Here is a 25,157-nt window from a genome sequence, read left to right on the forward strand (position 1 = left end):
CAAGCTCAGCGTATATCCACGCGATAACGGAAATGTTCGGCGTGGCCACGGCCGCGTCGCAACTCCAGGGGTTGGCCGGCGTAATCCCGGGCCAGCCGCTCGATCACCATCACCGGGCTGCCCACCGGCACCTGCAACCAGCGGGCCCACACGTCATCGATGGACTCGGCGGTGAGGGCTTCCTCGGCAGAAGCGACTACTTGCCCGCAGACTTCTTCGTAAGTGGGGTACAACAGCAATCCCTGCCGGGTCAGATCCACGTCCAGCAGCGCCTGGAACCGCTCGCGCGGCAGCCAGATTTCCTCGGCCAGCACTGGCCCGGTGTCCAGCACGTGTACCCGCACGATGCAGATTACCGGCGCATCCGCTGCCAGCCCCAGCACCTCGCTCACCGACAACGGCGCCTTCACCGGCTTGACCGACAGGATCCGGCTCTGCGGCAGTTGGCATTCACCGCCCGGGCCCTGGAAGCGGAAACACCGGAACAACGACGACTGAAACTTCGGGCGGCGCACAAACGTACCACGGCCCTGCTGGCGCTCCAGAATGCCCTCGCCCACCAATGCCTCGATCGCTTTACGCACGGTGCCGGTAGACAGCTGGTACTGGGTGGACAACACCGCTTCAGGGGGAATAGCCGCACCGGCACGCCAGTGATTATTGGCAATCTGCTCAATCAGATGATCCCGAAAACGCTGGTACAACGGCAGGCGGGAGTCACTCGACAGTATATTCATGGATCAGGATTCACTTAGTAATTAAGGAGGTGACTACAGCGACGGTCGTGCCTGCTTGACCCATTCCTGGACCGAAGGCCGTTGCCATTGGTGCTGGGCATACGCCACCAGGTTGGCGGGCACGCTGTCACCGTTGAGGATCAGCCGGTTGAGCATCACGGCCAGGTCCACGTCGGCAATCGACCACGCGCCGAACAGGTAGTCGCGACCGTCGGCCAACAGCGCCTGCGCCGCGTTGATCAGCGTGTGGGCCGCTGCTTCAGCAACCGGCGACAGCGGTTCGCCCTTGAGCCCGTAAAACACCACCAGGGTCGAGCGTTCCTGCCGAATCGGCATCAAGTCACTGCGCAACCACGCCTGCACCTGCCGCGCCCTCGCCCGCTGGCGGGGTTCGGCCGGGTACACCGGCACCTGCGGGAACACATCCTCCAGGTACTCGGTAATCGCCGATGACTCGGACAGCGCAAACTCACCCTGCACCAGGGTCGGTACGCGCCCCGTCAGCGACAAGTGCGTGTACGCGTCAGTCTGGTTCTCGGCCGTGTCGAGGTTCAACGTGAGCAGTTCAAATTCAAGGCCCTTTTCCCGCAGGGTCACAAACGCCGACATCGCGTAGGGACTGGTGAAATGGGCGTCAACGTACAGGCTCAGCGGGCGATGGTTCACGGCGACATCTCCTTGGTGGGAGCACCACACTACGAGATCACGCCGCGCAAATGAAATGCGCGGTTTTTATGGGGGCATTCCTGGCTGGAATACCATCGATAATGGCAATACTATGGCCCCTTGAACCCCACCCGTAACGCCCCGAAAAGCGGATCAAGGAACGATCACTAGATGAAACAAGCGGTTGTCGTCATCCACGGAATCGGCGAGCAGCGCCCGATGGATACCCTGCGTGGCTTCGTCGAAGCGGCGATCCCGGCGGACACCCCCGAGGCGACGCCTTTCTACTGGAGCAAACCCGACCGGTTTTCGCGCAACTTCGATTTGCGCGTGTTGAAGTCGGCGGGTCGCAACACCACCGATTTCTACGAGTACTACTGGGCCCACAAGATGCAGGGCACCAAGGTCGGGCACCTGCTCAGTTGGCTATGGGACATTTTCAAGCGCCCGCGCCGGGATATCCCGACGGCCATCGTGCCGATCTGGCGCGCCACGCGCTGGGCCTTGCTGGCCCTGCTCGTGTTGCTGGTCAGCGGTACCCTGGCGACGCTGTATGGCCGATTCCCCCACAGCGACAACCCCTTCGCCCTGATCCCGGTGCTGCTGGCGGTGATCGGCCTGGCCCTGAAGTACTCGGCACTGTCATACCTTGGCGATGCCGCCCGCTACCTGAGCCCCAACCCGCAGAACGTGGTGGTGCGCGAACAGATCCGCGCCGATGGCGTCGACCTGCTGCGCGCCCTGCATGACAAGGGTGATTACGACCGCATCATCGTCGTCGGCCACAGTTTGGGCAGCGTGATTGCCTACGACATCGTCGGCTACCTGTGGCACGAGCATCACGATCAGTTACGCCCCGGCGGCCCGGAACTCGCCGCCCGCTACGCCAACCACGAGCGACTGCAACCGGTGGTCCAGGACACCCTGCCAAAGGCTGGAAACGCCCTCGACGGCCGCCTGCAAAGCCTCCTCAGGTTCCGCGAACAGCAAGCCGAAGCCTTTATCGAGCAACGCAACCTCGGCAACCCGTGGCGCATCACCGACCTCGTCACCCTCGGCAGCCCGATGGCCCACGCCAGCCTGTTGTTGGGCCGCAGCGTGAGCGACTTCAAGCGCCGCATCGAACGCCGCGAAGCCCCCGCCTGCCCGCCGACGCTCGACGATAAGGGCTACGGCTACAGCGGCCGGCTGCCCGTCACCGTCGGCGGTCGCCCATTTTCCCCCCTGTACTTGCACCATGCTGCGGCCTTCGCCGTGACCCGTTGGACCAACCTCTACTTCCCCGCGCCCCTGGGCCTGTTTGGCGACATCGTCGGCGGCCCGGTCAGCCCGGTGATGGGCCCCGGCGTACTGGACCTGCCGGTCAGCGTGGGCAAATGGAAAGGCTGGCTCGCCAGGTCCTGGCTCAGCCACACCCATTACTGGAGCGAACGCGGCGGCGCCAAGGGCTACCTGAATAAACTGACCACCGATGACGCGGCGATTACCCAAGGCGAACGTCCGTCGGCGACTGAAGCGTTGCGCTGGGCGATTGATCTCAAGGGGGTGCGGCGTTTTCGCCAGGCGGGCGTCAGAGACTTAGTGGCTGAACCCGAGGCCTAGCCCGAAAAGCCACCGTCCTCCAGGAACGCCCGCTCCTCCTCTGTCGTGACCCTGGCCAACACCTCATTACGATGAGGAAAGCGTCCGAACCGCTCGATGATGCGGGCGTGCTCCTTGGCCCAGCGGTAGGTATTGGCATCAAGGTCCTTGTTCAGGGCCACCGACAGCTGTTGATCCCCGGGATCTTCAGAATGCTCGAAGGGCAAATAACAAAACGCCCGCAACGGGGTTTCGATCGACTTGTCCATCCCCGCCTCGACCATCTGCCGCGCGTACAAACGCGCAAGCGGGTCGGTGGCGAACATATGCGCCGTGCCACGGAAGGTATTGCGCGGGAACTGGTCCAGCAGCAACAGCAACGCCAGCGCGCCTTCCGGCGTTTGCATCCAGCTCTCCAGTTCGCGCCGGGCCGCCTGCAAATGCGTGGTGTAGAAAGCCTCGCGAAAACGCCGGTCAAACCCTTCATCCTTGGCAAACCAGAGCTTGGGCCCCGCCTGTTTCCAGAACTCAATAACCGCCATTGCTGCATTTTCGATCGTCGTCACAATCCTCTCCTCACTCACTCCACAAATTTCATCATCACTCTAAACAAAATCTATAAAGTTTCGGAACGTGTCTGAATGTTTCCACCGCACACAGGTAGTGTTGATGATCCTACGCCTTGCCCAGATTTTCAGTGACTCCAGCACCCAGGTTCGCGCCAAGCTGTTTGGCATCTACGGGTTGTTGATCGGCATTAACGTCGTCGCCTGGATCTGGGCGCTGGTGGCGTTCCATGAGCACCCGGTGCTGCTCGGCACCGCGCTGCTGGCCTACGGTTTCGGGCTGCGGCATGCGGTGGATGCCGACCATATCGCCGCCATCGACAACGTGACCCGCAAGCTGATGCAGGAAAAGAAACGTCCGGTGGCGGTGGGCTTCTTTTTCTCCCTGGGACATTCTTCGGTGGTGGTCCTGGCATCCATTGGCGTCGCGTTTGCGGCCTCGGTGATGCAGGCGCGGTTTGAAGGGTTCAAGGCCATCGGCGGGGTGATCGGCACGTCGGTCTCGGCCTCGTTTCTGTTGGTCATCGCCTTGATGAACCTGGTGATCCTGCACGCGATCTACAAGGCCTGGCGCCATGTGCGCCAGGGCGGTGCGTATGTGGAGGACGACTTCGACCTGCTGCTGGCGGACCGGGGTTTCATGGCGCGGATTTTCCGCCCGGTGTTTCGCCTGATCAGCCGCAGCTGGCATATGTACCCGTTGGGTTTCCTGTTCGGCCTGGGCTTTGATACGGCCACCGAGATCGGCCTGTTGGGGATTTCTGCGACCCAGGCCTCTCAAGGGCTGTCGCCGTGGGCGATCATGGTGTTCCCGCTGCTGTTCAGCGCCGGCATGTCCCTGGTGGACACGCTGGACGGCCACCTGATGCTGGGGGCATACGGCTGGGCGTACATGAAGCCGATCCGCAAGATCTACTACAACATGACCATCACCCTGGTATCGGTGGTGGTTGCGGTGGTGATCGGCAGTATCGAGGCGTTGGGGTTGATGGGTGACCAGTTGGACCTGAAGGGATCGTTCTGGAGTTTTATCGGCTCGCTGAACGACAGTTTCGGGATGCTGGGCTACATGATCATCGGGATCTTCGTGGCCAGTTGGGCGATCTCGGTGATGCTGTATCGCCTCAAGGGCTTTGACCGGATTGAAGTGAATGCGGGTTGACCGAGGGACATTCAGCCTTGTTGTGGCGAGGGAGCTTGCTCCCGCTGGGTCGCGAAGCGGCCCCAATAAGGCAATCGAGAGCCACCTGAAGAACACCGTGTCCTTTTTTTAGGGCTGCTTCGCAGCCCAGCGGGAGCAAGCTCCCTCACCACGGGTTGTCCATTCACCTGATAGGGTTTTCCAGGCTCAGAAATCCACCGTCGCCGACAATTTCACTGTCCGCGGCTCACCCTGGGTCAGGTAGTTATTGGCCGTCGACGCCGACGACCAGTACGCCTTGTTCGCTACGTTTTCGACGTTGGCGCGCAGGGTGATGTATTTGTCATCCGCTTTGAAGCCATAACGCGCCCCCAGGTCGACGCGGGTCCAGGCCGGGATACTCAGGCTGTTGGCGGCGTTGACGTATTCGCCACCGGTGCGCAGCATCCGTGCGCTGACCGCCGCACCCTGGATGCCCGGCACATCCCAATCCGCACCGATGTTGTACTGGAAGCGCGGCACACCCGCGGCGCGGTTGCCGTCGGTGGCGCCGTTGGAAGTGCTCTTCTGTTCGGTGTCCATCCAGGTGGCACCGGCCAGCAGGCGCAGGCCGTCGATGGGCTCGCCGAACACGTTGAGTTCCACGCCTTTGTTGATCTGTTCACCGTCGACAGTGAAGGTATCGAACTTCTGGCCCGGGAACCGGGTGGTCGCGTTGTTCGGCTGTTCGATGCGGTACACACCCAGCGTGGCGCCATAGTTTTCCCAGTCCAGCTTCACCCCGGCTTCCGTCTGCTTGCTGCGCTTGGGCGGGAAGACTTCGCCGGGGTTGGTCACGTTCGTGAGTGGCGCCGTCGGGCCCTGGGCCAGGCCTTCGATACGGTTGGCGTAGAACGACACGTGCTCCCATGGCTTGATCACCAGGCCATAGACCGGTGTGGTGATGGACTCGGAGTACGGTGTACCCCGTGCCCCCGTGGCCGTGTTCCAACTGTCCACCTCGATGGTCTGGCGCCGCACGCCCAGGGTCAACAGCACCCGATCATCCAAAAAGCCCAGGGTGTCGGACACCGCCGCACTCTTGATGCGGTTCTTGCCGACAACCCGCGGGTCGTGAATATCACTGCCGAAATAGGTGTTGGTAGGTCGCGGCGTTTGCGTCGGGTCGTACAGGTTGCCGGGCTGGCGGTTGGCTTGCAGTATCGCCTCGTAGGACGAGCGCTGCTCGCCCCAGATCCCCGACAGCCCGAAGTTCATCTGATGGGTCACCGGCCCCGTCGCAAAGTGCCCGTTCAAGCCGGCCATGGCGCTTTTGTTGTCTTCGTCATGGGGTGAATAGAGGAAGCCCACCTTGGCGCTGCCATCGTTGGCGACATACAGCGACGAATACTGGCCGTTCTCCCGAGTGTGCTTGGCGCCACCTGCCGCGTAGGCCGTCCAGTTATCGTTCAAGTCATATTCGGCGTTGACCATGCCGTAGGTGTCTTCCAGCTGCGACCAGCTCCAGTCCTGGGCGTAGTTGTCCTTGGCCGACGGCGGGCTGGGCACTTTGGTACCGGTCAGGTAGACCACCGAGCGGCCGTTATTGATGCGTTCTTTCTGGTAGCCAAAGTCGGTGGAGACCCGCAAGCGCTCGCCGCGATAATCCAGGGCAACGGCGATCAACTGCGAGCTTTTGTTTTCGTCATCCACAGCGGTTTCGCCGCCGTGCCGCGCCAGGTTGACCCGGGCGCCAAAGCGGTTGTCTTCGCCAAAGCGTTGGCCGAGGTCGATGTGGCCGCCGGCCTGGCTGTCGCTGGCGTAATCGAGGGTGACGCTGCGGGTGGGCGTGTCTTCAGCGCGCTTGGGCACCAGGTTGACGCTGCCGCCGATCCCGCTGCCCGAGGGCGACACGCCGTTGACGAAGGCATTCGGGCCCTTGAACAACTCCACCCGTTCCAGGGCTTCGGTAGTGATGATCTGCCGGGGCAGCACGCCGTACAGGCCGTTGAATGCGATGTCATCGGTGCTCAGCGGCAGCCCGCGAATGGTGAACACCTGGGAGAAGTTGCCAAACCCGGACGACTGGCGCACCGACGCGTCGTTGAGCAATACGTCGCCGACGGTTCGCGCTTGTTGGTCGGCGATGGTTTTCGAGGTGTAGCTGACCACGCTGAATGGCACGTCGTTGATGGACCGATTGCCCAACACGCCGAGGCGTGCAGAACGTGCCACCTGGCCACCGGCATACGTGTCTGCCTGCGCCCCGCTCGCTTCACCGCTGATGGTGGTGGCGCCCAACTCCAACGCACCGCCGCTGGCCTGGGGCACCACGGTATAACCGTTGGTGCCGGTGCCTTGCAGGGTGTAGCCGCTGCCTTGCAGCAACTGGGCAAAACCCGATTGTGCGCTGTAGCTGCCTTGCAGCCCCGGGCTTTGTTGATCGTTGAGCAACGTGGAATCGAACGACAACGGCACCCCGGACAACGCCGCAAACTGCGCCAGCACATTCCCCAGCGGCCCCGCCGCGATGTTATAGCTGCGCGCCGCACTGCTTGGCGCAGCATCTTCTGCCTGGGCGTTCTGCAACGGTGCGACGGCGGCAAGGGCGACCGCCAGGCTCAGTGCCTTCAACGGACGGGGGCAGTACGGGAGCGGTCTGGCGGTCATGGGCATTCCTGTCGGCGCGGAGCAATGTTGAGGGTTCTCCCCTACACCGGGCGACAACGAAAAAGGTATCAGCGAAAGTTGAAAAAGATCAGCGCGGCTCGACCGTCACCCAATACCCCGTCAGGCTGCTGACCTTGACCGGCAAGGTTTCCTGCAACAGGTGCAGGCTGGCATCGGTATCGCGCAGGGGAAACGCACCCGACACCGTGAGGTCGGCAACCGAGGCATGGCAGCGCAATACGCCGGCGCGATAACGCCCCAGCTCATCCAGCAGGTCCGCCAGGCGCATATGCTGGGCCAGCAGCATGCCGTTCTCCCAGGTCAGGGTGCTGACATCCAGCGGCTCGACGGCGGCTACCCGGTCAACACTGAAGGCGCCCTGCTCGCCCGCCTTGACGATCACCCCCTGGCCGGCATGCGCCGCCAGCAACTCCACCGCGCCTTCGGTCACGGCCACTCGGCTTGCCAGCTCACCCACCCGCACACTGAATCGGGTGCCCAAGGCCCTGGCGGTACCGTGGCGGGTCTGGACGATGAACGGGCGATGGGCCGAATCCTTGGCGGTGGTGATCAGCACTTCGCCCTTGAGCAGCTCGATACGCCGCACCTGCTCGGAGAACGCGATATTCAGCGAGCTGCCGGTGTTGATCAGCAAGCGAGTGCCGTCGGGCAAAGTGAGGTTCCTTTGTTCGCCGATGGCCGTGTGCTGGTCGGCGGTCCACTGCTGCCACGGCACCTGCCGATACGCCAGCCAGGCCGCCGGACCGGCCGCTAGCAACAACCCGAGCGCCTGGCGTCGGCCGAGGGATTTTTTGCGCCCGATGCGCTTCAAGGTATCGCCGGCAATCGCCGCCGGCACGCTGTTGAAGTCCCCCAGAATCGCCTGCGCCCGTTGCCAGGCCTGGGCATGCAGGGCGCTGCGGCCCTGCCACTGGGCGATGGCGCGGCGGTCTTCATCGGTGGCGCTGCCGGATTGCAACTGCACCATCCAGTCGGCGGCTTCACCGAGGATCAGCGGATCAATCGACTGGCTCATGCCACGCTCAGGCAGGCCAGGAAGGCATCGCGCATGTAGCGTTTGACCGAAATCAGCGACACACCCAGGGCATCGGCAATCTGCTGATAGCTCAGGCCGTCGATCTGCGACATCAGGAAGGCCTGGCGGGTTTTTTCCGGCAGATCCCGCAGCATCGCCTCAATGCGGTACAGCGCTTCGAGGATCAGCCAGCGGGTTTCCGGCGAAGGTACATGCTGTTCGGGCAGGTGGGCGATGGTTTCCAGGTAGGCGCGTTCCACTTCCTGGCGGCGCCAGCTGTCGATCATCAGGCCCTTGGCGATATGCGTGAGCAACGCCCGTGGTTCGGCGCCCAGGTGGGTGCTGGTTTGCCGGGTGAGCAGGCGCATGAACGTGTCATGGGCCAGGTCTGCGGCATCGCTGGCGTTGCCCAGCTTGCGGTCCAGCCAACGGTGCAACCATCCATGGTGTTCGCAGTACAGGTCCTGGATATGCAGATTGAGGGGAGACGACATGCCGATCACCGGGGCGTGCCGGGCGGTGAGACCCAAGCGTAATTAAGAATTGATCGCATTCTAGTCTGCGCGGGGTAATGCTGGCAATTTCATGATTTTGATAACGCCGGTGACCCAATGTGGGAGCGGGCTTGCTCGCGAATGCGGTGGGTCAGTCGACATCTCCAGCGGCTGATACTCCGTATTCGCGAGCAAGCCCGCTCCCACATTTTTGAGCTTCACCCGGCGTGTGATTCCGGGTGTTGGATCAGGCCAGTTCAGCCCGCAGTTGACGCGCCGCAGTCACCATGTGAATCAGCGCCGCTTCAGTCTCCGGCCAGCCACGGGTTTTCAGGCCGCAATCCGGGTTGACCCACAGGCGTTCGGCCGGGATGCGTTTGGCTGCCTTGCGCAGCAGGTTGGCCATTTCCGAGGCATCCGGCACCCGTGGCGAGTGGATGTCATACACACCTGGGCCAATGTCGTTCGGGTAAGCGAAGGCTTCGAATGCCTCCAGCAGTTCCATGTCCGAGCGCGAGGTTTCGATGGTGATCACGTCGGCATCCATCGCCGCGATGGACTCGATCACATCGTTGAATTCGCTGTAGCACATGTGGGTGTGGATCTGGGTTTCGTCGCGCACACCGGAGGCGCACAGGCGGAAGACTTCGGTGGCCCAGTCCAGGTATTCCTTCCACTGCGCCCGGCGCAACGGCAAGCCTTCGCGGAACGCGGCTTCGTCGATCTGCACGATCTTGATCCCGGCGGCTTCCAGGTCCACCACTTCGTCACGAATCGCCAGGGCGAGTTGCCGCGCCTGTTCTTCGCGGCTCACGTCTTCACGGGGGAACGACCACATCAGCATGGTCACCGGGCCGGTCAGCATGCCCTTCATCACCTTGTTGGTAAGGCCCTGGGCGTAGCGAATCCACTCCACGGTCATGGCTTTCGGACGACTCAGGTCACCGAAAATCACCGCCGGTTTCACACAACGGGAACCGTAGCTCTGCACCCAGCCGAAGCGGGTAAATACATAACCGTCCAACTGTTCGGCGAAATATTCGACCATGTCGTTACGTTCGGCCTCACCGTGCACCAATACGTCCAGGCCAAGGTTTTCCTGCACTTCGACAGCGTGGCGGATCTCGCTGTGCATGGCTTCGACGTATTCGGCTTCGCTCAACTTGCCGGCCTTGTAGGACTGGCGAGCCAGGCGGATCGAAGCAGTTTGCGGGAACGAACCGATGGTGGTGGTCGGGAACAGCGGCAGGTTCAGGCCGGCACGCTGTTTCTCGATACGTTGGGCAAACAGCGAGTCACGCTGGCTGTCCTTGGCGGTGATCGCCGCCACACGGGCTTGCACCGCCGGCTTGTGGATACGCGGCGAAGCGGCACGGGCCGCCTGCACGGCACGGCTTTCGGCCAGGGCAGCGATCACGTTCGGCGCTTCAGGCTGGTTCACGGCCTGGGCCAGCACCGCCACTTCTTCGCACTTCTGTACGGCAAACGCCAGCCAGCTTTTCAGCTCGGCATCCAGCTTGTCTTCACGGCACAGGTCTACCGGGCTGTGCAGCAACGAGCAGGATGGCGCCACCCACAGGCGATCACCCAGGCGCTCATGAGCATGCTGCAAGGTGGCCAGGGCTTTTTCCAGGTCGCAGCGCCATACGTTACGGCCGTTGACCACGCCCAGGGACAGCACCTTATAAGCCGGCAGGCGATCGAGGATGATCGGGTACTGATCCGGTGCACGCACCAGGTCGATGTGCAGGCCGTCCACCGGCAGGTTGGCTGCCAGGCCGAGGTTCTCTTCCAGGCCGCCAAAATAGGTGGCCACCAGCTTCTTCAGCGGGTCGCGCTGGATCAGGTTGTAGGCACGCTCGAAGGCGTTTTTCCAATCCTGCGGCAGGTCCAGCACCAGGATCGGCTCGTCGATCTGCACCCACTCCACGCCCAGGTCCGCCAGGCGCTGGAAGATCTGACCGTACAGCGGCAGAAGGCGGTCCAGCAGGTCGAGTTTGTCGAAATCACCACCCTTGGCCTTGCCCAGCCACAGGTAGGTCAGCGGGCCGATGACCACCGGCTTGACGGTGTGGCCGAGGTCGCGGGCTTCCTTGACCTCTTCGAACAGTTGCTCCCAACCCAGCTGGAATTGCTGGTCGGCGCTGAATTCAGGGACCAGGTAGTGATAGTTGGTGTCGAACCACTTGGTCATTTCCTGGGCGTGGGCACCGCCGCAGCAGTTGTCACTGACGCCACGGGCCATGCCGAACAGGGTGTGCAGGGTGGCTTTGCCGTCGGCCGGGCGGAAACGCTCGGGGATCACACCGAACATCAGCGAGTGAGTCAGTACCTGGTCATACCAGGCGAAGTCACCGGCGGGCAACAGTTCGATGCCGGCTTTCTTTTGCAGGTCCCAGTGCGTCTTGCGCAGTTCACGACCTACGGCGCGCAGGCCGGCTTCGTCGAGCTCGCCCTTCCAAAACGCTTCCTGCGCTTTTTTCAGTTCACGATCGCGACCAATGCGCGGGAATCCAAGGGAATGGGCAACAGCCATGACGTAAAGCTCCAATGTGTTTGTATGGGAGCCATTGTCGGGATCGAGTGATAGTGAGACAAACTCATTTTATTTGAGATGATCACAAGTTCCACTCATGATGAAATGCACCGCCCAGGCTTGAGTGATCGCGCGGCGCTCACGCTCCATGGGGCACGGGAGTGGGTGGGGCTTCGTTTTGCTTATCACTGAAATAGCTGGCAGCGTCTGTTTCGGTGCACGGCCGCTCAGCATACTTTTGCTTCCCAAGCCCCAAGGAAGCCCCCACATGGAACAGCAGCCGCCACTGACCACCCTCCTCGTTCACTTCGTAGCCCTTGGGCTCACACTCCTCGGCATCGGCAGTCTGGCGCTGCTGATGGCCTGGGCCGGGCGTCTGATTTTCTAGTTCAATCGGCGGGAATATCGGCGCTCAACGTGCGGATCAACGCTTGCGCCTGAGAGTCCCGCTGCGCCGTATACAGCACCACTTCGCGACTGGGCAGCGGCGGCAGGTCGAAACGCTGCTCCACGTCGACGCAGCCACCGGGCGCCATCCGCCCAACCATCGCACCGATGCCAATCCCCGCCACCACAGCAGCGCCGATCGCCAGGATCCCGCTGCCCACGAACGCCTCTTCCCAGGCACGGTTCTGCTCGGCCAGCGCCCCCATCACCATGCTGCGCATGCCGCAGGGTTCCGGCTGGATCGCCAGGGGCAACGCCCCGCCCTGGCGCAATTCGAAGTCGTGGGAAGCCATCCAGCCAAAGCGTTCGATGCCCACCACTTCGCCGTCCTGGCGACGGTTGTCGTGCCGCAGGATCATCGCCACATCCAGCTTGCCCTGCTCGTAGTTCATCAACATATCCCGCGAGGTGCCGAGACTGAACGCCACGATCACGTCCGGGTCGGTGGTCGCCAAACGTCGCAGCCACAGGCTGAGATCGGCGCCGACAATGTGGTGGCTGACGCCCACGCGCAAGGTGCGTTTCTGCGGGCCAAAACAGTTCATCGCTTCCTGGTAGTTGTCCAGCAAGCGGCGGGCACTGGCCAAAAACATCTGGCCATGGGCCGACAGCGTGACCCGTCGCGGCGTGCGTTCCAGCAGCTTGCGGCCAAGGCTTTCTTCGAGGCGTTTTATCTTCAGGCTGATAGCCGCCTGGGTGCCGCCGATAGCATCGGCAGCGCGGGTAAAGCTCTTGAGTTCGGCGACCAGGACGAACGCCTGGATGGCGTCGATATCGGGCATTTTCATGGATGGGCTGGCGATAGAGAGTCAAGACGTGACGTTAGCATGCCGCGCCTGCTGACCAAACCACTGCATGATGAGCACGCAGCCCGGGTGTGACGCCGCCGATGACTGCAAGCACAATGCATACACCCCGCCGGTCACCAGCGGCTGACCAAACGGCACCACCAACACACCCCGTTCGATCGACTCGGCCGCCAGCGTCAGATCCGTCATCGCCACCCCAAGCCCGCGCGCGGCGGCATCCAGCGCCAATTCGTCAAGGTTGAACGGGATATGCCGGTAGTCGTCCAGCGACCGCGCGCCATTGGCCGCCAGCCAGGTCATCCAGTCCTGCTTGTCGGCTGAACGATGCAGCAGCGCAAAGTGTTCGAGCTGTTCCACGGAAGCCAGTGGCCCCAAACCCGGCGCGCAGACCGGCACCAATGATTCGTGGAACAAGGTCAGCCGCGCAGGATCGTTGTCGGGCTTGGGCAGGTAAAGGATGTAGGCATCGCTGTCACTCGCCGGCTCGACCACCTCGGTGGCGACGGTCTCGATTGCCAGGGAAATATCGGGATGGTTGCGATAGAAATCGCTGAGCTTGGGCAGCAGCCAGCGCACCGCCAGCGACACATGCAGGCGGATGCGAAACGGACGTTTACGAGGCGAGAGCCGATCCTCCAGCCCCTTCAGTTGCGCCAGGATGCTCCGGGCACTGGCCAGCACCTGCTCACCTTCGGAGGTCAGGCGCAGGCTGCGGCTGGTCCGGGTGAACATCGGCACGCCGAAATGGCTTTCCAGTTGCTGGATTTTGCGGCTCACCGCGCTTTGGGTCAGGCACAGCTTCTGCGCAGCCACGGTGAAGCTCGCGCAGTCGCTGACTTCAACCAACGCCTGAAGGCCCTGCAGCGAAGGCACGTGACGGATGTTATCCATGCGTTTTCCGAATGGCTGGATGATTTTATAACGTTGGTTGTATCACCGCAGGCCCTATAGATTCCAGCTGCAGCCCGAACTTATTTATGCCAGTAACGCATACAGCCGAGGATCTTCATGGAAAACACATGTGGCTGGATTGCCCAGACTGAAAGCCTCCCCGCCCGGGACCGACTCACCGGCCTACAAAAAGCCGACTGGCTGGTGATCGGCGCCGGCATCACCGGTTTGTGTGCGGCGCACAACCTGGCCGAGATGCACCCCGAGGCGCGCATCGTGATCGTCGACCGCCAGCGCGCCGCCCAAGGTGCCTCAGCGCGTAATTCCGGTTTTGTGGTGGCCCATGAGCATCCCGCTGCAAGTGAACTGATGGGCAACGCAGGCTTCGCTGACTTTGAGGTGGACACCGCGATCTCCCGCGCAGCCAGCGATGAAGTGCGCGAGCGCATCGCCCGCCATGCCATCGACTGCGACTTTCGGGACAGCGGCTACTACTTCGCCGTGCACGATCGCGACAAGCTTGCGCATGTGGATGCCAAGTTGGCGACCTTGCGTGCCGCGGGTGCTTCAGCGCAGTTCCTGCAAGGTGCCGCACTCGCGCAGACACTCGGCACCGAGCATTACCAGGCCGCCATCTGGTGCGGCCACGGCAACGCCTTGCTGCAACCGGCGAAGTATGTGAAGGGTTTGCTCGAAGCGCTGCCGGACAACGTGACGCTTTATGAGAACACCGACATCACCGGCCTTGAGCGCATGGCCAATGGCGGCATTCGCGCCAACGGCCTGGACGCCTGCATTGAAGCCGGCCAGGTGCTGGTGTGCCTCAACGCCTTTATTCCACGGGTGGGCCTTGAGGCCAGTGCGACGTTCCCGATGGAACTCAGCGCCAGCCTCACCCGCCCTCTCAGCGATGAGGAATACCGCCGGATCGGCGCAGTGGAACCGTGGGGCGTGCTGTCCACGCGGCCACTGGGTGCCACGGTGCGCCTGACACCGGACCATCGGGTGATGATCCGCAACACAGCGGAGTACCGCACCCGGGACTTGTCCAACGGCGACCTGTTGCACCGGCGCCAACACCATGTAAAGGGCATGCAGCGACGCTTCCCGTGGCTGACCGAACAAGACATCCACTACACCTGGACCGGCCACTTGAGCGCCTCCCGCAGCGGTCAACCGTATTTCGCGCGGGTCGAAAGCAACCTGTATGCCGTCGCGGGCTGCAACGGTTCAGGCGTGGCCCGCGGCACGCTGTGGGGTCGACTGCTGGCCGAGTGGGCGTCGGGCCAGACTTCCTCGCTCCTGCACTCTGTGATGCACAGGGCACAGCCCGGCTGGCTGCCACCCCGGCCGTTGTTCGACATCGGTGCCATGCTGCGTATGGGCGTGGAAACGGTTCGAGCACGGACAGAAATCTAGAACAAGAAACCTCGATAAAGGTGATTCACATGCACATCAACAGTCTGTCCCTGGCGGTCATCCTCAGCGCGCTCCCGGCGGCTGTGTACGCCGCCGAAGAAGTGAACATTTCCAACTGGAACGGCTACATCGCCGATGACACCTTGACCAGTTTTACCAAAGCGACCGGGATCAAGGCGACCTACGACATTCACGACAGCAATGAAGTGCTGGAATCCAAGCTGATGACCGGCAATACCGGTTATGACGTGGTGAGCCCGTCCAACCACTTCCTCTCGCGGCTGATCAAGGCCGGGGCGATCCAGAAGCTCGACCGAAGCCAACTGCCCAACTGGAAAAACCTCGACCCGTTGCTGATGAAAAAGCTGGAGACCAACGACCCGGGCAACCAGTACGGCTTCCCGTATATGTGGGGCACGGCGGGGATTGGCTACAACGTCGAGAAGATCAAGGCGATCTTCGGCACCACCGACGTCACCCATTCCTGGAGCCTGTTCTTTGATGAAAACAACATCAAGAAACTCAGCGCCTGCGGCGTGGCGATTATCGACAACCCCACGCAGATCCTGCCGATCACCCTCAACTACCTGGGCCTGCCGCACCACAGCCACGAACCGGCCGACTACAAAAAGGCCGAGCAGGCGCTGTTGAAAATCCGCCCCTACATCCAGTACTTCCATGCCTCCAAGTACATCAGCGACCTGGCGAACGGCAATATCTGCGCAGTGATCGGCTTTAACGGCGACGTGGTACAGGCTGCCGCCAGCGCCAGGGAAGCGAAAAACGGTATCAGCATCGCCTACTCGATCCCGGACGAAGGCTCGACATTGTGGCTGGACATGGTGGTGATGCCCAAGGGTGCACCGCACGAGAAAAACGGCTATGCCTATATGAATTACCTGCTGGAGCCCAAGGTGATTGCCAACATTAGCAACAGCATCCACTACGCCAACCCCAACAGCGCGGCGGATGAGCTGGTGACCCCTGAGGTGAAGCAAGACCTGGCGATCTACCCGCCGAAAAGCGTGATGGACAAGCTGTTTATCGTGGAGGACCTGCCGCCAGCGATTGCGCGGCTGGCCACTCGGTTGTGGACCAAGTTGAAGACCAATACGTGATACCGAAAACCGGACTTGCTCAAGGCTCATGGGAGAGCGGTATAGTCACTCCATTGAGCTTGGGATTGAATCAACATGGAAGGACTTCACCAGGGTAGCTGCCTGTGCGGCGCGGTCAGCTACCGAGTATCGACACCGCTGAAAGCTGTGACGCATTGCCACTGCAAAAAATGCCAAAAGAGTCATGGCTCCGCCTTCGCGACATACGCGAGTGCTCCGAAATCGTCGGTGCACATCGAGTCTTCGCTGCAAACGCTCAAGGCTTATGAATCTTCCGAGGGTGTGTTTCGTGAGTTTTGCTCACGCTGCGGCTCGTCGATGTTCTGGTCCGATATCAATGGTGTTTACCCAGACTGGGTCTCGATAGCAATCGCTACACTCGATACGCCGCTCTTGCCTGGCAAGCAGGAGCACTCCTGCGTTGACTCCAAGGCCGCTTGGCTGGATCTGGAGAATCGCAGTGGCTGAATCAGAGGACGGTTTGTCGATACGCACCCTCTCGGCGTTGCCCGAAGAGATCCTGGTATTGGAAGCAGAAGCCGTCGCCGAAGGATTCAGGTTTCTCACGCGACTCGTTGCAGAGTGGTCCAGCGGCGCCAACCGTTTTGACCAGCCAGGCGAATGTCTTTTGGGTGTATTCAGCAACGGGCAGTTGATCGCCGTTGGCGGTTTGTCCCATGACCCTTACGCCGGTCCGGAGGTTGGCAGGCTGCGCCGGGTGTACGTCGCACAGGCATCAAGGGGACGCCAGGTGGGCAAAGCGTTGGTAGGCCAGCTTTTGGCACGCGCGGCGCAATCCTTCCATGTCGTGCGCCTGTCTACCGACACCCACGAGGGCGCAAGCTTTTATCTGCGCTGCGGGTTTGAGCCGGTACAGGACGAACATGCAACTCACGCTAAATCATTAATTGATCAGGAGGCTTCATGCAGGTGATCAACGACAACCGGCCTGAATACGTTCGGGGGGAGATGACGGTTTGATGTCAGTGTGGGTGCGTTTTTGTCATGTGGGAGCTGTCGAGCTTTAGCGAGGCTGCGATAGCGGTGTGTCAGGCAGCTTATTTATCGGCTGTGCCGCCGCCTTCGCAGCCTCGCTGAGGCTCGACAGCTCCCACAGGGGATAGGGGGTGTTTGGTGGGCTTGTGTTTCAAAGTCAGGCCACCAACCCCGCTTTGGCGGCGTTGGCGAGTATGTCTTGGGCGGGTACATTGACCCATGTGGCGGCGTCCACGTCGCCCTGCGTTGCCAGCCAGGTTTCCACCATCTGGTAGCCCAGCGTGTACCCCAGCCATCTTGGCCGCGCGCCGGTACCAAAGAACCATTCGCTGTGGTCGTAATACGTGGCCTCGAGAAGCTGGCGGTCTACCGGGGCACTCAGCAGTTCCTGGGGGGCAAGCGCCCGCTCCCACAACTCCGGCTCACTGCCCAGCACCTGCCGCACAAACTGCCCGGCCAGGCCCTCACTGACCATCGCCTCCCCCAGCGTCCAGCCATAACCGGGGCCCGCCATGCGCAGGCAATGGTGCACCTCATGCACCACGTGTCGACGCAATGCACCGCTTCGCAGGCTGGTGAGGAAATTCGGGTTATCGGGATCAAGGGTCATGCTGAACATCGTGCTGCGATAAGCACGGCCCACCAGGCCGAGTTCCGGAAGGGTCTCCCCCGGCAACCGCTGGATCAGGATGTCCAGCCGCGGCGGCGGCAGCAGTTGCGCGATTGCCTCGTAGGCGACCTCAAACTCTCGGATCAGCTGCGGGCGAAACTGCGCCAGGCTCCCCGAAGCTTCCAGCCAATGCAGCGTCCATGCGTCCATTCTCACCTCTCGTCGCCCAAGCCGTGGTCCGTTATCAAAGCGGCTCATCATACCTACGGGCTGTCATATTCACAGGCCAGCTTATAACCGGGCCAGCAAATTCCGCTGACTAACCTTTCGATCTGTCCCAAGTGCGGGCACAATGCGTGTCCTTTTTTGGCAGGCACCGCCGCAGGCTCTGAAAATGATCAAAACGCCGTACTACCTCATCGACAAACAGAAGCTTCTGGTCAACATGCAGAAGATCGCCTACGTGCGCGAACAGTCCGGCGCCAAGGCTCTTCTGGCCCTCAAATGCTTCGCCACCTGGTCGGTGTTCGACCTGATGCAGGAATACATGGACGGCACCACCTCGTCGTCGCTGTACGAGCTCAAGCTGGGTCGCCAGAAGTTCGAAGGTGAAGCCCACGCCTACAGCGTGGCCTGGGCCGACGATGAAATCGAAGAGATGCTCGACAACTGCGACAAGATCATCTTCAACTCCATCAGCCAGCTGCAGCGCTTTGCCGAGCGCAGCGAAGGCAAGACCCGCGGCCTGCGCGTCAACCCGCAAGTGAGCAGCTCCGACTACCTGCTGGCCGACCCGGCGCGCCCGTTCAGCCGCCTGGGCGAGTGGGACCCGGTGAAGATCGAAGGTGTGATCGAGCAAATCTCCGGTTTCATGTTCCACAACAACTGCGAGAACGGTGATTTCAACCTGTTCGACCAGATGCTCAACACCATCGAAGAACGCTTCGGCGCGCTGCTGCACAAGGTCAACTGGGTCAGCCTCGGCGGCGGCATCCACTTCACCGGTGAAGGCTATGCCATCGACGCCTTCTGCCAGCGCCTCAAGGCGTTCTCGCAGAAGTACGACGTGCAGGTGTACCTGGAACCCGGCGAAGCGGCGATCACCAACAGCGCCTCCCTGGAAGTGACCGTGCTCGACACCCTCTACAACGGCAAGAACCTCGCCGTGGTAGACAGCTCCATCGAAGCCCACCTGCTGGACCTGCTGATCTATCGCCTGAACGCCAAGCTGGCGCCAAGCAATGGCGAACACACCTACATGGTGTGCGGCAAGTCGTGCCTGGCCGGGGACATCTTCGGTGAGTACCAATTTGATCAGCCGCTGGCCATCGGCGATCGACTGTCGTTCATCGACACGGCAGGCTACACCATGGTCAAGAAAAACTGGTTCAACGGCCTGAAAATGCCGTCCATCGTAGTGAAACAACTCGACGGTACAGTCGAAGTGGTTCGTGAATTTGGTTACGACGACTACCTGTCCAGCCTTTCGTAAAGCGGACAGATAAAGGAGAGATAAAGCAATTGAAAAAGAACGTTCTTATCATTGGTGCAGGAGGTGTCGCCAAGGTGGTGGCCCACAAGTGCGCGCAGCACAACGACGAACTCGGTCGTATTGCTATCGCGTCGCGCAACATCTCCAAATGCCAGGCCATCATCGACAGCGTCAAGGCCAAGGGTAGCCTCAAGGTACCCGCCGACATCCAGGCCTTCGCGCTGAACGCTTTGGACGTGGAAGCGACCAAGGCACTGATCCGCGAGACTGAATCGCAGATCGTCATCAACGTCGGTTCCGCGTTCCTCAACATGTCGGTACTGCGTGCCTGCATCGACACCGGCGTGGCGTACCTCGACACCGCCATCCACGAAGAGCCGGGCAAGGTCTGCGAGACCCCGCCGTGGTACGGCAACTACGAATGGAACCACCTGGAAGAGTGCAAACAGAAGAACATCACGGCCATCCTTGGCGTGGGCTTCGACCCGGGTGTGGTCAACGCTTATGCAGCGCTGGCGCAACAAAAGCATTTCGACCGCATTGATTCGATCGACATTCTCGACGTCAATGCCGGCTCCCATGGCAAATATTTCGCCACCAATTTCGACCCGGAAATCAACTTCCGCGAATTCACCGGACAGGTGTGGAGCTGGCAGAACAGCCAGTGGACCAGCAACACCATGTTCGAAGTCAAACGCACCGACGACCTGCCTGTGGTCGGTTCGCAGAACCTGTACCTGACCGGCCACGATGAAGTGCACTCGCTGTCGAAAAACCTCGACGTGCCCAATGTGCGTTTCTGGATGAGCTTCGGCGAACACTACATCAACGTGTTCACCGTGCTGAAAAACCTCGGCCTGCTCTCCGAAAAACCGGTCACCACCGCCGAAGGCCTGGAAGTCGTGCCGCTGAAACTGGTCAAGGCCGTGCTGCCCGACCCGTCGTCGCTGGCGCCTGGCTACACCGGCAAGACCTGCATCGGCGACCTGGTCAAGGGCACCAAGGATGGCCAGCCACGCGAGCTGTTCATCTACAACGTGGCCTGCCACGAAGAAGCCTTCGCCGAGACCGACAGCCAGGGCATTTCCTACACCGCCGGCGTACCGCCGGTAGCCGCAGCGCTGCTGGTTGCCCGTGGCGAGTGGGACGTGAAGCACATGGCCAACGTCGAGGAACTGCCGGCTGAGCCGTTCCTGAAGGCGCTGGACGTGATGGGCTTGCCGACTCGGATCAAAGACGAGAACGGTGACCGTGCCTGGGATGCGATTGCCTGACAGGCGATAGTTGACCGAACAAAAAAATGCGCCCTCAGGGGCGCATTTTTTGTTGGGGCTCACATAAATATCAAAGAACAATGAAGATCAAAATGTGGGAGCGGGCTTGCTCGCGAATGCGGTGTGCCAGTCACTGCATCTGGCGACTGATACACCGCATTCGCGAGCAAGCCCGCTCCCACATTTTGGATTTGCTGTGTTCTTGAGAGCGGGTTACTCCAGGTTGCGGGCCGAATTGCTCAACGCCCTTGAGCACTGCAACAACGCCGGCGCCAACTGCTTCTCTGCATCCGCCCGGCTCCAGCGACTGGTCGGCGCCACCACATGCACCGCCGCCACCGGCCGACCGTTCGCCCCCAGCACCGGCGCGCCGATGGTCATGTCCCCCAGGAACAGTTCCTGGCCATTCACCGCATAGCCCTGCTCGCGCACCTGCTGCAACGACTCCATGATCCTGTCGACCTCAGTCAACGTCTGGCTGGTGTGCGCCACCCGCTGGCTGTGCTCGATCAACGCCAGCGCCTCATCCTGCTGTAACGCACTCAGATACGCGCGCCCCGACGCCGTGCAATACATCGGCACCCGCGAGCCAATCGGCATGTGTACCGGCACGAAGCCGGAGCTGACAAACCGCGCGATATACGTCATGTCGTAACCCGCAGGCTCGGTCAGGCACGAGGTTTCTCCCGTCAGGCGGGTCAATTCCGAGAGGAACGGGTTAGCCACTTCAATCAGCGAATGCGCATCCAGATAACTGAAGCCCAACTCCAGCACCCGTGGTGTGAGTTGGTAATGACGGGTGCGCGAGTGTTTCCGAAGGTAACCCAGGCTCTCGAGGGTAAACACCATGCGCTGGGCCGAGCTTTTGGTCATGCCGGCGGCTTCGGCCACCTCTGCAAGGCTCATGCTGCGGCGCTGGGCGCTGAATGCCTTGAGCACCGACAGGCCCTTTTCCAGGGATTGGTTGTGCAAGCTGTTGCGTTCTTCGGACATGGCGAACTCGCGGTCAGGTCGATCAAGCGTGGCGATATTTCTACACGAAATCGCGAAATTCGACCACTAAAAATCGCATACCGATACGAATGGTTCATTTTGTTTAATTTCAGTAGCGTAAAACGATTTTATTTAATCGAAATGGCACAGAGCTTGCGGTTTGCTCGGTAACCGCTCGCGGTACTGACGATCCGTTTTCCTTCTGGAGTAACCCGATGAACAGTCTTTCGCCCTTGTTTCGCCGCCTCGCCTTCGGTCTTTGCGCCACCTTTTGCGTGGCCACCGTGCACGCCGCCGGTGCAGCCTCGTACAAAGTCGGTGCAACGGCCAGCGGTTCGCCGTTCACCTTCCTCGACATCAAGAGCAACAGCATCCAGGGCGTGATGGTCGACGTCGCCAACGCAGTGGGCAAGGCCGGTGGTTTCACCAGCGCAATCGAGCAGACCAACTTTGCCGCGCTGATCCCGTCCCTCACCTCGGGCAAGCTCGACTTCATCGCCGCCGGCATGCTCAAGACCCCGGAGCGTGCCCAGGTGGTGGACTTCAGCGCGCCGGTGTACGCCTACGGTGAAGGGCTGATCGTGAGTGCCGACGACAACGCGACCTATACCGACCTCAGCTCCTTGAAGGACCAGGTAGTGGGTGTACAAGCCGGCACGATCTTCTACGACATGCTCAACAAGCTGGGAATCTTCAAGGAAATCCGCACCTACGACTCCATCGGCGAAATGGTCCGCGACCTGAGCCTGGGCCGCATCAAGGCCGCCGTGGGTGACCAGCCGGTGGTGGCGTATCAGATCCGCCAGAAGCTGTTCAAGGGCGTGAAGCTCGCCGCCGACTACAAGCCGGTCAACGTCGGCGAGGTATGCCTGGTGGTGCGCAAAGGCGACAGCGAAACCCTCGAACGCCTGAACCAGGCCATCGCCAGCATCAAGGCCGACGGCACCCTGGACGCGATCCTGAAGAAGTGGGGGCTTGATGCCCAGGTGCAGCCATGAACCCGGCTGAATTCCTGCAAAACGCCCAGGACTTCCTGCCGATCCTGCTGCAAGGCGCCTGGGTGACGATCCAGATCACCGTGCTGTCGTTCCTGCTCAGCAGCGCTATCGGCCTGGTGCTGGCGCTGCTCAAACTGTCGCCGATCAAGGCGCTGTCGTGGGCGGCGAGCACCGTGATCAATGTGATTCGCGGCCTGCCGATCATCGTGCAGCTGTTCTACATCTACTTCGTGTTGCCGGACATGGGCGTGCACCTCAGTGCATTCCAGGCGGGTGTGATCGGCATGGGCATCGCCTACTCGGCGTACCAGGCGGAGAACTTCCGTACCGGCATCATCGCCGTCGAACAGGGCCAGCGTGAAGCCGCCGAAGCCCTGGGCATGCGCTCGGTGCTGATGATGCGCCGGGTAATCCTGCCCCAGGCGTTTCGCATCGCCTTGCCGCCCTACGGCAACACCCTGGTGATGATGCTCAAGGACTCATCGCTGGTGTCGACCATCACCGTGGCCGAGATGACGCGCCAGGGCCAACTGATCGCCTCGTCCACCTTCCAGAACATGACCGTCTACACCCTGGTCGCCCTGCTCTACCTGCTGATGAGCCTGCCGCTGGTGTATGGCCTGCGCCGCATGGAACAGCACCTGGGCCGGAGGAAAAAAGCATGATCGAGATTCGCCAACTGCAAAAGCACTACGGCACCCATCGCGTGCTGCACGGCGTCGACCTGGACGTGGCCAAGGGCGAAGTGGTGTGCCTGATCGGCCCGTCCGGCTCGGGCAAATCCACCCTGCTGCGCTGCATCAACGCCCTGGAAGCCTACGACGGCGGCACCATCAACGTGTTCGGCGAAACCGTGCAACGTGGCAGCAAGACCGTACACGCCCTGCGCAGCCGCATGGGCATGGTGTTCCAGCGCTTCAACCTGTTCCCCCATCGCACCGTGCTGGAAAACGTGATGGAAGGCCCGGTGTACGTCAAGGGCGAACCGCTGCAACAGGCCCGGGAAGAAGCCTTGGCGCTGCTGGATAAAGTCGGCCTGTCGGCCAAGGCCGATGCCTACCCGGAACAACTCTCCGGCGGCCAGCAACAGCGGGTGGCCATCGCCCGCGCACTGGCGATGAAACCCGACGCCATGCTGTTCGACGAACCCACTTCGGCCCTCGACCCGGAACTGGTGGGCGATGTGCTGGAGGTGATGCGCACCCTCGCGGACGAAGGCATGACCATGATCGTGGTGACCCACGAAATGGGCTTTGCCCGGGAAGTGGCCGACCGCGTGTGCTTCCTGCACGGCGGCTACATCGTGGAGAGCGGGCCGGCCGAGCAGGTGCTGGGCAACCCGCAACAACCGCGCACCCAGGACTTCCTGCGCCGCGTGCTGCACCCGACGGCCAACACCCGGAGCCTGCCATGAAGTCACTCTGGGCCGCGACGGCGCCCGCTGCACCGCAAACACCCGCGTTGGCTGAGTCATTGAAGGTGGACGTGGCCATCGTCGGCGCCGGGTATACCGGTTTGTCGACAGCCCTGCACCTCGCGGAACGCGGCGTCAGCGTGTGCGTGCTGGAGGCCAACGAGCCCGGCTGGGGCGCGTCCGGGCGCAATGGCGGGCAGGTCAACCCGACACTCAAATACGACCCGGATCAACTGGTGCAGATGTACGGTGCCGAGCGCGCCGAGCCACTGATCAACACCGTGTCCAACTCGGCAGACCTGGTGTTCAACCTTATCGAGCGCCATGGCATTGACTGTGCGCCCACACGCAAGGGCTGGATGCAGGTTTCCTATTCCGAAAAAGGCGTGGCGGGCCTGCACGCCCGGGCCGAACAGTGGGCACGTCGCGGGGTGCCGGTGCAGCGCCTGGATGCCGGCGCGGTGTCCGCCCGCATGGGCAGCCAGGCGTTTGCCGGTGGCTGGCTGGACGGTCGCGCGGGTGCCATCCAACCCTTGGCCTATGCTCGGGGCCTGGTGCGTGCAGCCCAGGCGGCGGGCGTGCGCATTCATGGGCAGAGCGCAGTGACCGCGATGCAACAGGCGGGCGCGGGCTGGAAGTTGCAGACCGCGAGCGGCGCGCAGGTGTCGGCCGGCCAGGTGGTACTGGCCACCAACGGCTACAGCGGCGACTTGTGGCCCGGCATGGCCCAGAGTGTGCTCGCGGCCAACAGTTTTATCGTCGCCACCCGGCCCTTGAGCGGGCCTGGGGCCGAGAGCATTTTGCCGGGGCAGGAAACCGTCTCAACCGCACAGCGCCTGTTGCTTTACTTTCGCAAGGATGCCCATGGCCGCCTGCTGATGGGCGGGCGCGGGTTGTTCGAAGATCCCACCGGGCCCGCAGATTTTGCGCACCTGGAGCGCTCGCTGGCACTGCTGTTTCCGCAGCTGGGCAAGCTGGACTTCGAGTACCGCTGGGCGGGCCGGATCGCGATCACCCGGGACTTTATGCCCCACGTCCACGAGCCTGCACCGGGGCTGACCCTGGCACTGGGCTGCAACGGGCGCGGGATTGCCTTGTGCACCAGCCTCGGCCAGCAACTGGCCGGGCGCCTGTGTGACAGCCGCTCCGACTTCGCTTACCCGGTAACGCCTTTGCAGCGGTTGCCACTGCATGGCTTGCAACGCTTCTACATCGGCGCGGGCGTGGCGTGGTACAGCCTGCTGGATCGCCTCTCCCTGTAGGAGCGAGCTTGCTCGCGAAAAAACCGAA

The 25,157-nt window shown here is 61.8% G+C and carries 23 protein-coding genes; 12 read left to right on the forward strand and 11 right to left on the reverse strand.

Annotation, left to right across the window (positions count from 1 at the left end; all coding sequences use genetic code 11):
- Positions 1-5: 5 nt before the first annotated feature.
- Both HX807_RS08110 and yfcF read right to left on the reverse strand, forming a co-directional pair.
- Complete coding sequence (locus HX807_RS08110) at positions 6-737, reverse strand: GntR family transcriptional regulator (RefSeq protein ID WP_003210205.1); 732 nt, start codon at positions 735-737, stop codon at positions 6-8.
- Between the two features lie 33 nt (positions 738-770).
- Positions 771-1,403 (reverse strand): glutathione transferase, encoded by a 633-nt coding sequence (yfcF, locus tag HX807_RS08115; protein ID WP_102605989.1) that lies wholly within the window; start codon positions 1,401-1,403, stop codon positions 771-773.
- A 171-nt stretch (positions 1,404-1,574) separates the two neighbouring features.
- Between yfcF and HX807_RS08120 the strand changes: the two genes are divergently transcribed.
- Positions 1,575-3,005 (forward strand): hypothetical protein, encoded by a 1,431-nt coding sequence (locus tag HX807_RS08120; protein WP_177049705.1) that lies wholly within the window; start codon positions 1,575-1,577, stop codon positions 3,003-3,005.
- Here the strand turns inward: HX807_RS08120 and HX807_RS08125 are convergent.
- A complete protein-coding gene (locus HX807_RS08125; protein WP_008435398.1) occupies positions 3,002-3,526 on the reverse strand; it encodes a DUF924 family protein in 525 nt (174 codons plus the stop codon). The two genes, HX807_RS08120 and HX807_RS08125, sit on opposite strands and share 4 nt — an antisense overlap.
- 127 nt (positions 3,527-3,653) lie before the next feature.
- Between HX807_RS08125 and HX807_RS08130 the strand changes: the two genes are divergently transcribed.
- A complete protein-coding gene (locus tag HX807_RS08130; protein WP_087692446.1) occupies positions 3,654-4,712 on the forward strand; it encodes a HoxN/HupN/NixA family nickel/cobalt transporter in 1,059 nt (352 codons plus the stop codon).
- A 186-nt stretch (positions 4,713-4,898) separates the two neighbouring features.
- On the opposite strand, the gene HX807_RS08135 is transcribed toward HX807_RS08130, so the two are convergent.
- The 6 genes from HX807_RS08135 to HX807_RS08160 form a co-directional block, all read right to left on the reverse strand.
- Positions 4,899-7,340 carry a TonB-dependent receptor gene (locus HX807_RS08135; protein ID WP_177022009.1) on the reverse strand — a complete coding sequence of 814 codons (2,442 nt, stop codon included), beginning with the start codon at positions 7,338-7,340 and terminating at the stop codon, positions 4,899-4,901.
- An 88-nt stretch (positions 7,341-7,428) separates the two neighbouring features.
- Positions 7,429-8,376: a FecR domain-containing protein gene (locus tag HX807_RS08140; protein WP_177049707.1), complete on the reverse strand. Its 948-nt coding sequence runs from the start codon at positions 8,374-8,376 to the stop codon at positions 7,429-7,431.
- The gene (locus HX807_RS08145) at positions 8,373-8,870 is read right to left on the reverse strand and encodes a sigma-70 family RNA polymerase sigma factor (protein ID WP_003210217.1); all 498 of its coding nucleotides are present in this window, start codon (positions 8,868-8,870) and stop codon (positions 8,373-8,375) included. Before HX807_RS08145 ends, HX807_RS08140 begins: the two co-directional genes overlap by 4 nt.
- 247 nt (positions 8,871-9,117) lie before the next feature.
- Positions 9,118-11,406 carry a 5-methyltetrahydropteroyltriglutamate--homocysteine S-methyltransferase gene (gene metE, locus HX807_RS08150; protein WP_177049709.1) on the reverse strand — a complete coding sequence of 763 codons (2,289 nt, stop codon included), beginning with the start codon at positions 11,404-11,406 and terminating at the stop codon, positions 9,118-9,120.
- A 389-nt stretch (positions 11,407-11,795) separates the two neighbouring features.
- A complete protein-coding gene (locus HX807_RS08155; RefSeq protein WP_256349386.1) occupies positions 11,796-12,641 on the reverse strand; it encodes a LysR family transcriptional regulator in 846 nt (281 codons plus the stop codon).
- A 21-nt stretch (positions 12,642-12,662) separates the two neighbouring features.
- Entirely contained in the window at positions 12,663-13,553 is an 891-nt protein-coding gene (locus HX807_RS08160) for a LysR substrate-binding domain-containing protein (RefSeq protein ID WP_003210225.1), read from the reverse strand.
- 117 nt (positions 13,554-13,670) lie between these two features.
- Here HX807_RS08160 and HX807_RS08165 point away from each other — a divergent pair, with 117 nt between their 5' ends.
- The 4 genes from HX807_RS08165 (at position 13,671) to HX807_RS08180 (ending at position 17,024) form a co-directional block, all read left to right on the forward strand.
- Entirely contained in the window at positions 13,671-14,972 is a 1,302-nt protein-coding gene (locus HX807_RS08165; RefSeq protein ID WP_003210227.1) for an FAD-binding oxidoreductase, read from the forward strand.
- 29 nt (positions 14,973-15,001) lie between these two features.
- On the forward strand, positions 15,002-16,090 hold the full coding sequence (locus tag HX807_RS08170; RefSeq protein WP_003210229.1) for a polyamine ABC transporter substrate-binding protein: 1,089 nt from the start codon (positions 15,002-15,004) through the stop codon (positions 16,088-16,090).
- A gap of 75 nt (positions 16,091-16,165) precedes the next feature.
- Positions 16,166-16,558 (forward strand): GFA family protein, encoded by a 393-nt coding sequence (locus HX807_RS08175; RefSeq protein ID WP_003210231.1) that lies wholly within the window; start codon positions 16,166-16,168, stop codon positions 16,556-16,558.
- Positions 16,551-17,024, forward strand: a complete 474-nt coding sequence (locus HX807_RS08180; protein WP_003210233.1) for a GNAT family N-acetyltransferase — start codon at positions 16,551-16,553, stop codon at positions 17,022-17,024. Before HX807_RS08175 ends, HX807_RS08180 begins: the two co-directional genes overlap by 8 nt.
- Positions 17,025-17,243: 219 nt before the next feature.
- On the opposite strand, the gene HX807_RS08185 is transcribed toward HX807_RS08180, so the two are convergent.
- The gene (locus HX807_RS08185; RefSeq protein ID WP_177019936.1) at positions 17,244-17,906 is read right to left on the reverse strand and encodes a DUF2268 domain-containing putative Zn-dependent protease; all 663 of its coding nucleotides are present in this window, start codon (positions 17,904-17,906) and stop codon (positions 17,244-17,246) included.
- Between the two features lie 184 nt (positions 17,907-18,090).
- On the opposite strand from HX807_RS08185, the gene HX807_RS08190 reads away from it, so the two are divergent.
- A complete protein-coding gene (locus HX807_RS08190; protein WP_003211413.1) occupies positions 18,091-19,188 on the forward strand; it encodes a carboxynorspermidine decarboxylase in 1,098 nt (365 codons plus the stop codon).
- A 29-nt stretch (positions 19,189-19,217) separates the two neighbouring features.
- On the forward strand, positions 19,218-20,462 hold the full coding sequence (locus HX807_RS08195) for a saccharopine dehydrogenase family protein (RefSeq protein WP_003211412.1): 1,245 nt from the start codon (positions 19,218-19,220) through the stop codon (positions 20,460-20,462).
- Between the two features lie 213 nt (positions 20,463-20,675).
- On the opposite strand, the gene HX807_RS08200 is transcribed toward HX807_RS08195, so the two are convergent.
- Positions 20,676-21,455 (reverse strand): IclR family transcriptional regulator, encoded by a 780-nt coding sequence (locus HX807_RS08200; RefSeq protein WP_177049711.1) that lies wholly within the window; start codon positions 21,453-21,455, stop codon positions 20,676-20,678.
- Positions 21,456-21,670: 215 nt separating this feature from the next.
- Here HX807_RS08200 and HX807_RS08205 point away from each other — a divergent pair, with 215 nt between their 5' ends.
- From HX807_RS08205 to HX807_RS08220, 4 genes are read left to right on the forward strand one after another with little or no spacing between them, the layout of a single operon-like run.
- A complete protein-coding gene (locus tag HX807_RS08205) occupies positions 21,671-22,453 on the forward strand; it encodes an ABC transporter substrate-binding protein (protein ID WP_177049713.1) in 783 nt (260 codons plus the stop codon).
- Positions 22,450-23,118 (forward strand): ectoine/hydroxyectoine ABC transporter permease subunit EhuD, encoded by a 669-nt coding sequence (ehuD, locus tag HX807_RS08210; RefSeq protein WP_008435412.1) that lies wholly within the window; start codon positions 22,450-22,452, stop codon positions 23,116-23,118. Before HX807_RS08205 ends, ehuD begins: the two co-directional genes overlap by 4 nt.
- On the forward strand, positions 23,115-23,867 hold the full coding sequence (locus tag HX807_RS08215; RefSeq protein WP_087694235.1) for an amino acid ABC transporter ATP-binding protein: 753 nt from the start codon (positions 23,115-23,117) through the stop codon (positions 23,865-23,867). The genes ehuD and HX807_RS08215 overlap by 4 nt, the downstream gene beginning before the upstream one ends.
- Positions 23,864-25,129, forward strand: a complete 1,266-nt coding sequence (locus HX807_RS08220; protein WP_177049715.1) for an FAD-binding oxidoreductase — start codon at positions 23,864-23,866, stop codon at positions 25,127-25,129. The genes HX807_RS08215 and HX807_RS08220 overlap by 4 nt, the downstream gene beginning before the upstream one ends.
- The last annotated feature ends 28 nt before the right edge of the window (positions 25,130-25,157 follow it).

This window comes from Pseudomonas sp. D8002 (assembly GCF_013385695.1).
Lineage (GTDB): Bacteria > Pseudomonadota > Gammaproteobacteria > Pseudomonadales > Pseudomonadaceae > Aquipseudomonas.

What these genes read in the sequence shown, in the direction of transcription:
- HX807_RS08120 (WP_177049705.1), top strand. Translation starts at nt 1,575, where the DNA reads ATGAAACAAGCGGTTGTCGTCATCCACGGAATCGGCGAGCAGCGCCCG.
- ehuD (WP_008435412.1), top strand. Translation starts at nt 22,450, where the DNA reads ATGAACCCGGCTGAATTCCTGCAAAACGCCCAGGACTTCCTGCCGATC.
- HX807_RS08160 (WP_003210225.1), bottom strand. Translation starts at nt 13,553, where the DNA reads ATGGATAACATCCGTCACGTGCCTTCGCTGCAGGGCCTTCAGGCGTTG.
- HX807_RS08220 (WP_177049715.1), top strand. Translation starts at nt 23,864, where the DNA reads ATGAAGTCACTCTGGGCCGCGACGGCGCCCGCTGCACCGCAAACACCC.
- metE (WP_177049709.1), bottom strand. Translation starts at nt 11,406, where the DNA reads ATGGCTGTTGCCCATTCCCTTGGATTCCCGCGCATTGGTCGCGATCGT.
- HX807_RS08125 (WP_008435398.1), bottom strand. Translation starts at nt 3,526, where the DNA reads ATGGCGGTTATTGAGTTCTGGAAACAGGCGGGGCCCAAGCTCTGGTTT.
- HX807_RS08110 (WP_003210205.1), bottom strand. Translation starts at nt 737, where the DNA reads ATGAATATACTGTCGAGTGACTCCCGCCTGCCGTTGTACCAGCGTTTT.
- HX807_RS08155 (WP_256349386.1), bottom strand. Translation starts at nt 12,641, where the DNA reads ATGAAAATGCCCGATATCGACGCCATCCAGGCGTTCGTCCTGGTCGCC.
- HX807_RS08145 (WP_003210217.1), bottom strand. Translation starts at nt 8,870, where the DNA reads ATGTCGTCTCCCCTCAATCTGCATATCCAGGACCTGTACTGCGAACAC.
- HX807_RS08205 (WP_177049713.1), top strand. Translation starts at nt 21,671, where the DNA reads ATGAACAGTCTTTCGCCCTTGTTTCGCCGCCTCGCCTTCGGTCTTTGC.
- HX807_RS08175 (WP_003210231.1), top strand. Translation starts at nt 16,166, where the DNA reads ATGGAAGGACTTCACCAGGGTAGCTGCCTGTGCGGCGCGGTCAGCTAC.
- HX807_RS08200 (WP_177049711.1), bottom strand. Translation starts at nt 21,455, where the DNA reads ATGTCCGAAGAACGCAACAGCTTGCACAACCAATCCCTGGAAAAGGGC.
- HX807_RS08165 (WP_003210227.1), top strand. Translation starts at nt 13,671, where the DNA reads ATGGAAAACACATGTGGCTGGATTGCCCAGACTGAAAGCCTCCCCGCC.
- HX807_RS08215 (WP_087694235.1), top strand. Translation starts at nt 23,115, where the DNA reads ATGATCGAGATTCGCCAACTGCAAAAGCACTACGGCACCCATCGCGTG.
- HX807_RS08190 (WP_003211413.1), top strand. Translation starts at nt 18,091, where the DNA reads ATGATCAAAACGCCGTACTACCTCATCGACAAACAGAAGCTTCTGGTC.
- HX807_RS08130 (WP_087692446.1), top strand. Translation starts at nt 3,654, where the DNA reads ATGATCCTACGCCTTGCCCAGATTTTCAGTGACTCCAGCACCCAGGTT.
- HX807_RS08170 (WP_003210229.1), top strand. Translation starts at nt 15,002, where the DNA reads ATGCACATCAACAGTCTGTCCCTGGCGGTCATCCTCAGCGCGCTCCCG.
- HX807_RS08185 (WP_177019936.1), bottom strand. Translation starts at nt 17,906, where the DNA reads ATGGACGCATGGACGCTGCATTGGCTGGAAGCTTCGGGGAGCCTGGCG.
- HX807_RS08135 (WP_177022009.1), bottom strand. Translation starts at nt 7,340, where the DNA reads ATGACCGCCAGACCGCTCCCGTACTGCCCCCGTCCGTTGAAGGCACTG.
- HX807_RS08140 (WP_177049707.1), bottom strand. Translation starts at nt 8,376, where the DNA reads ATGAGCCAGTCGATTGATCCGCTGATCCTCGGTGAAGCCGCCGACTGG.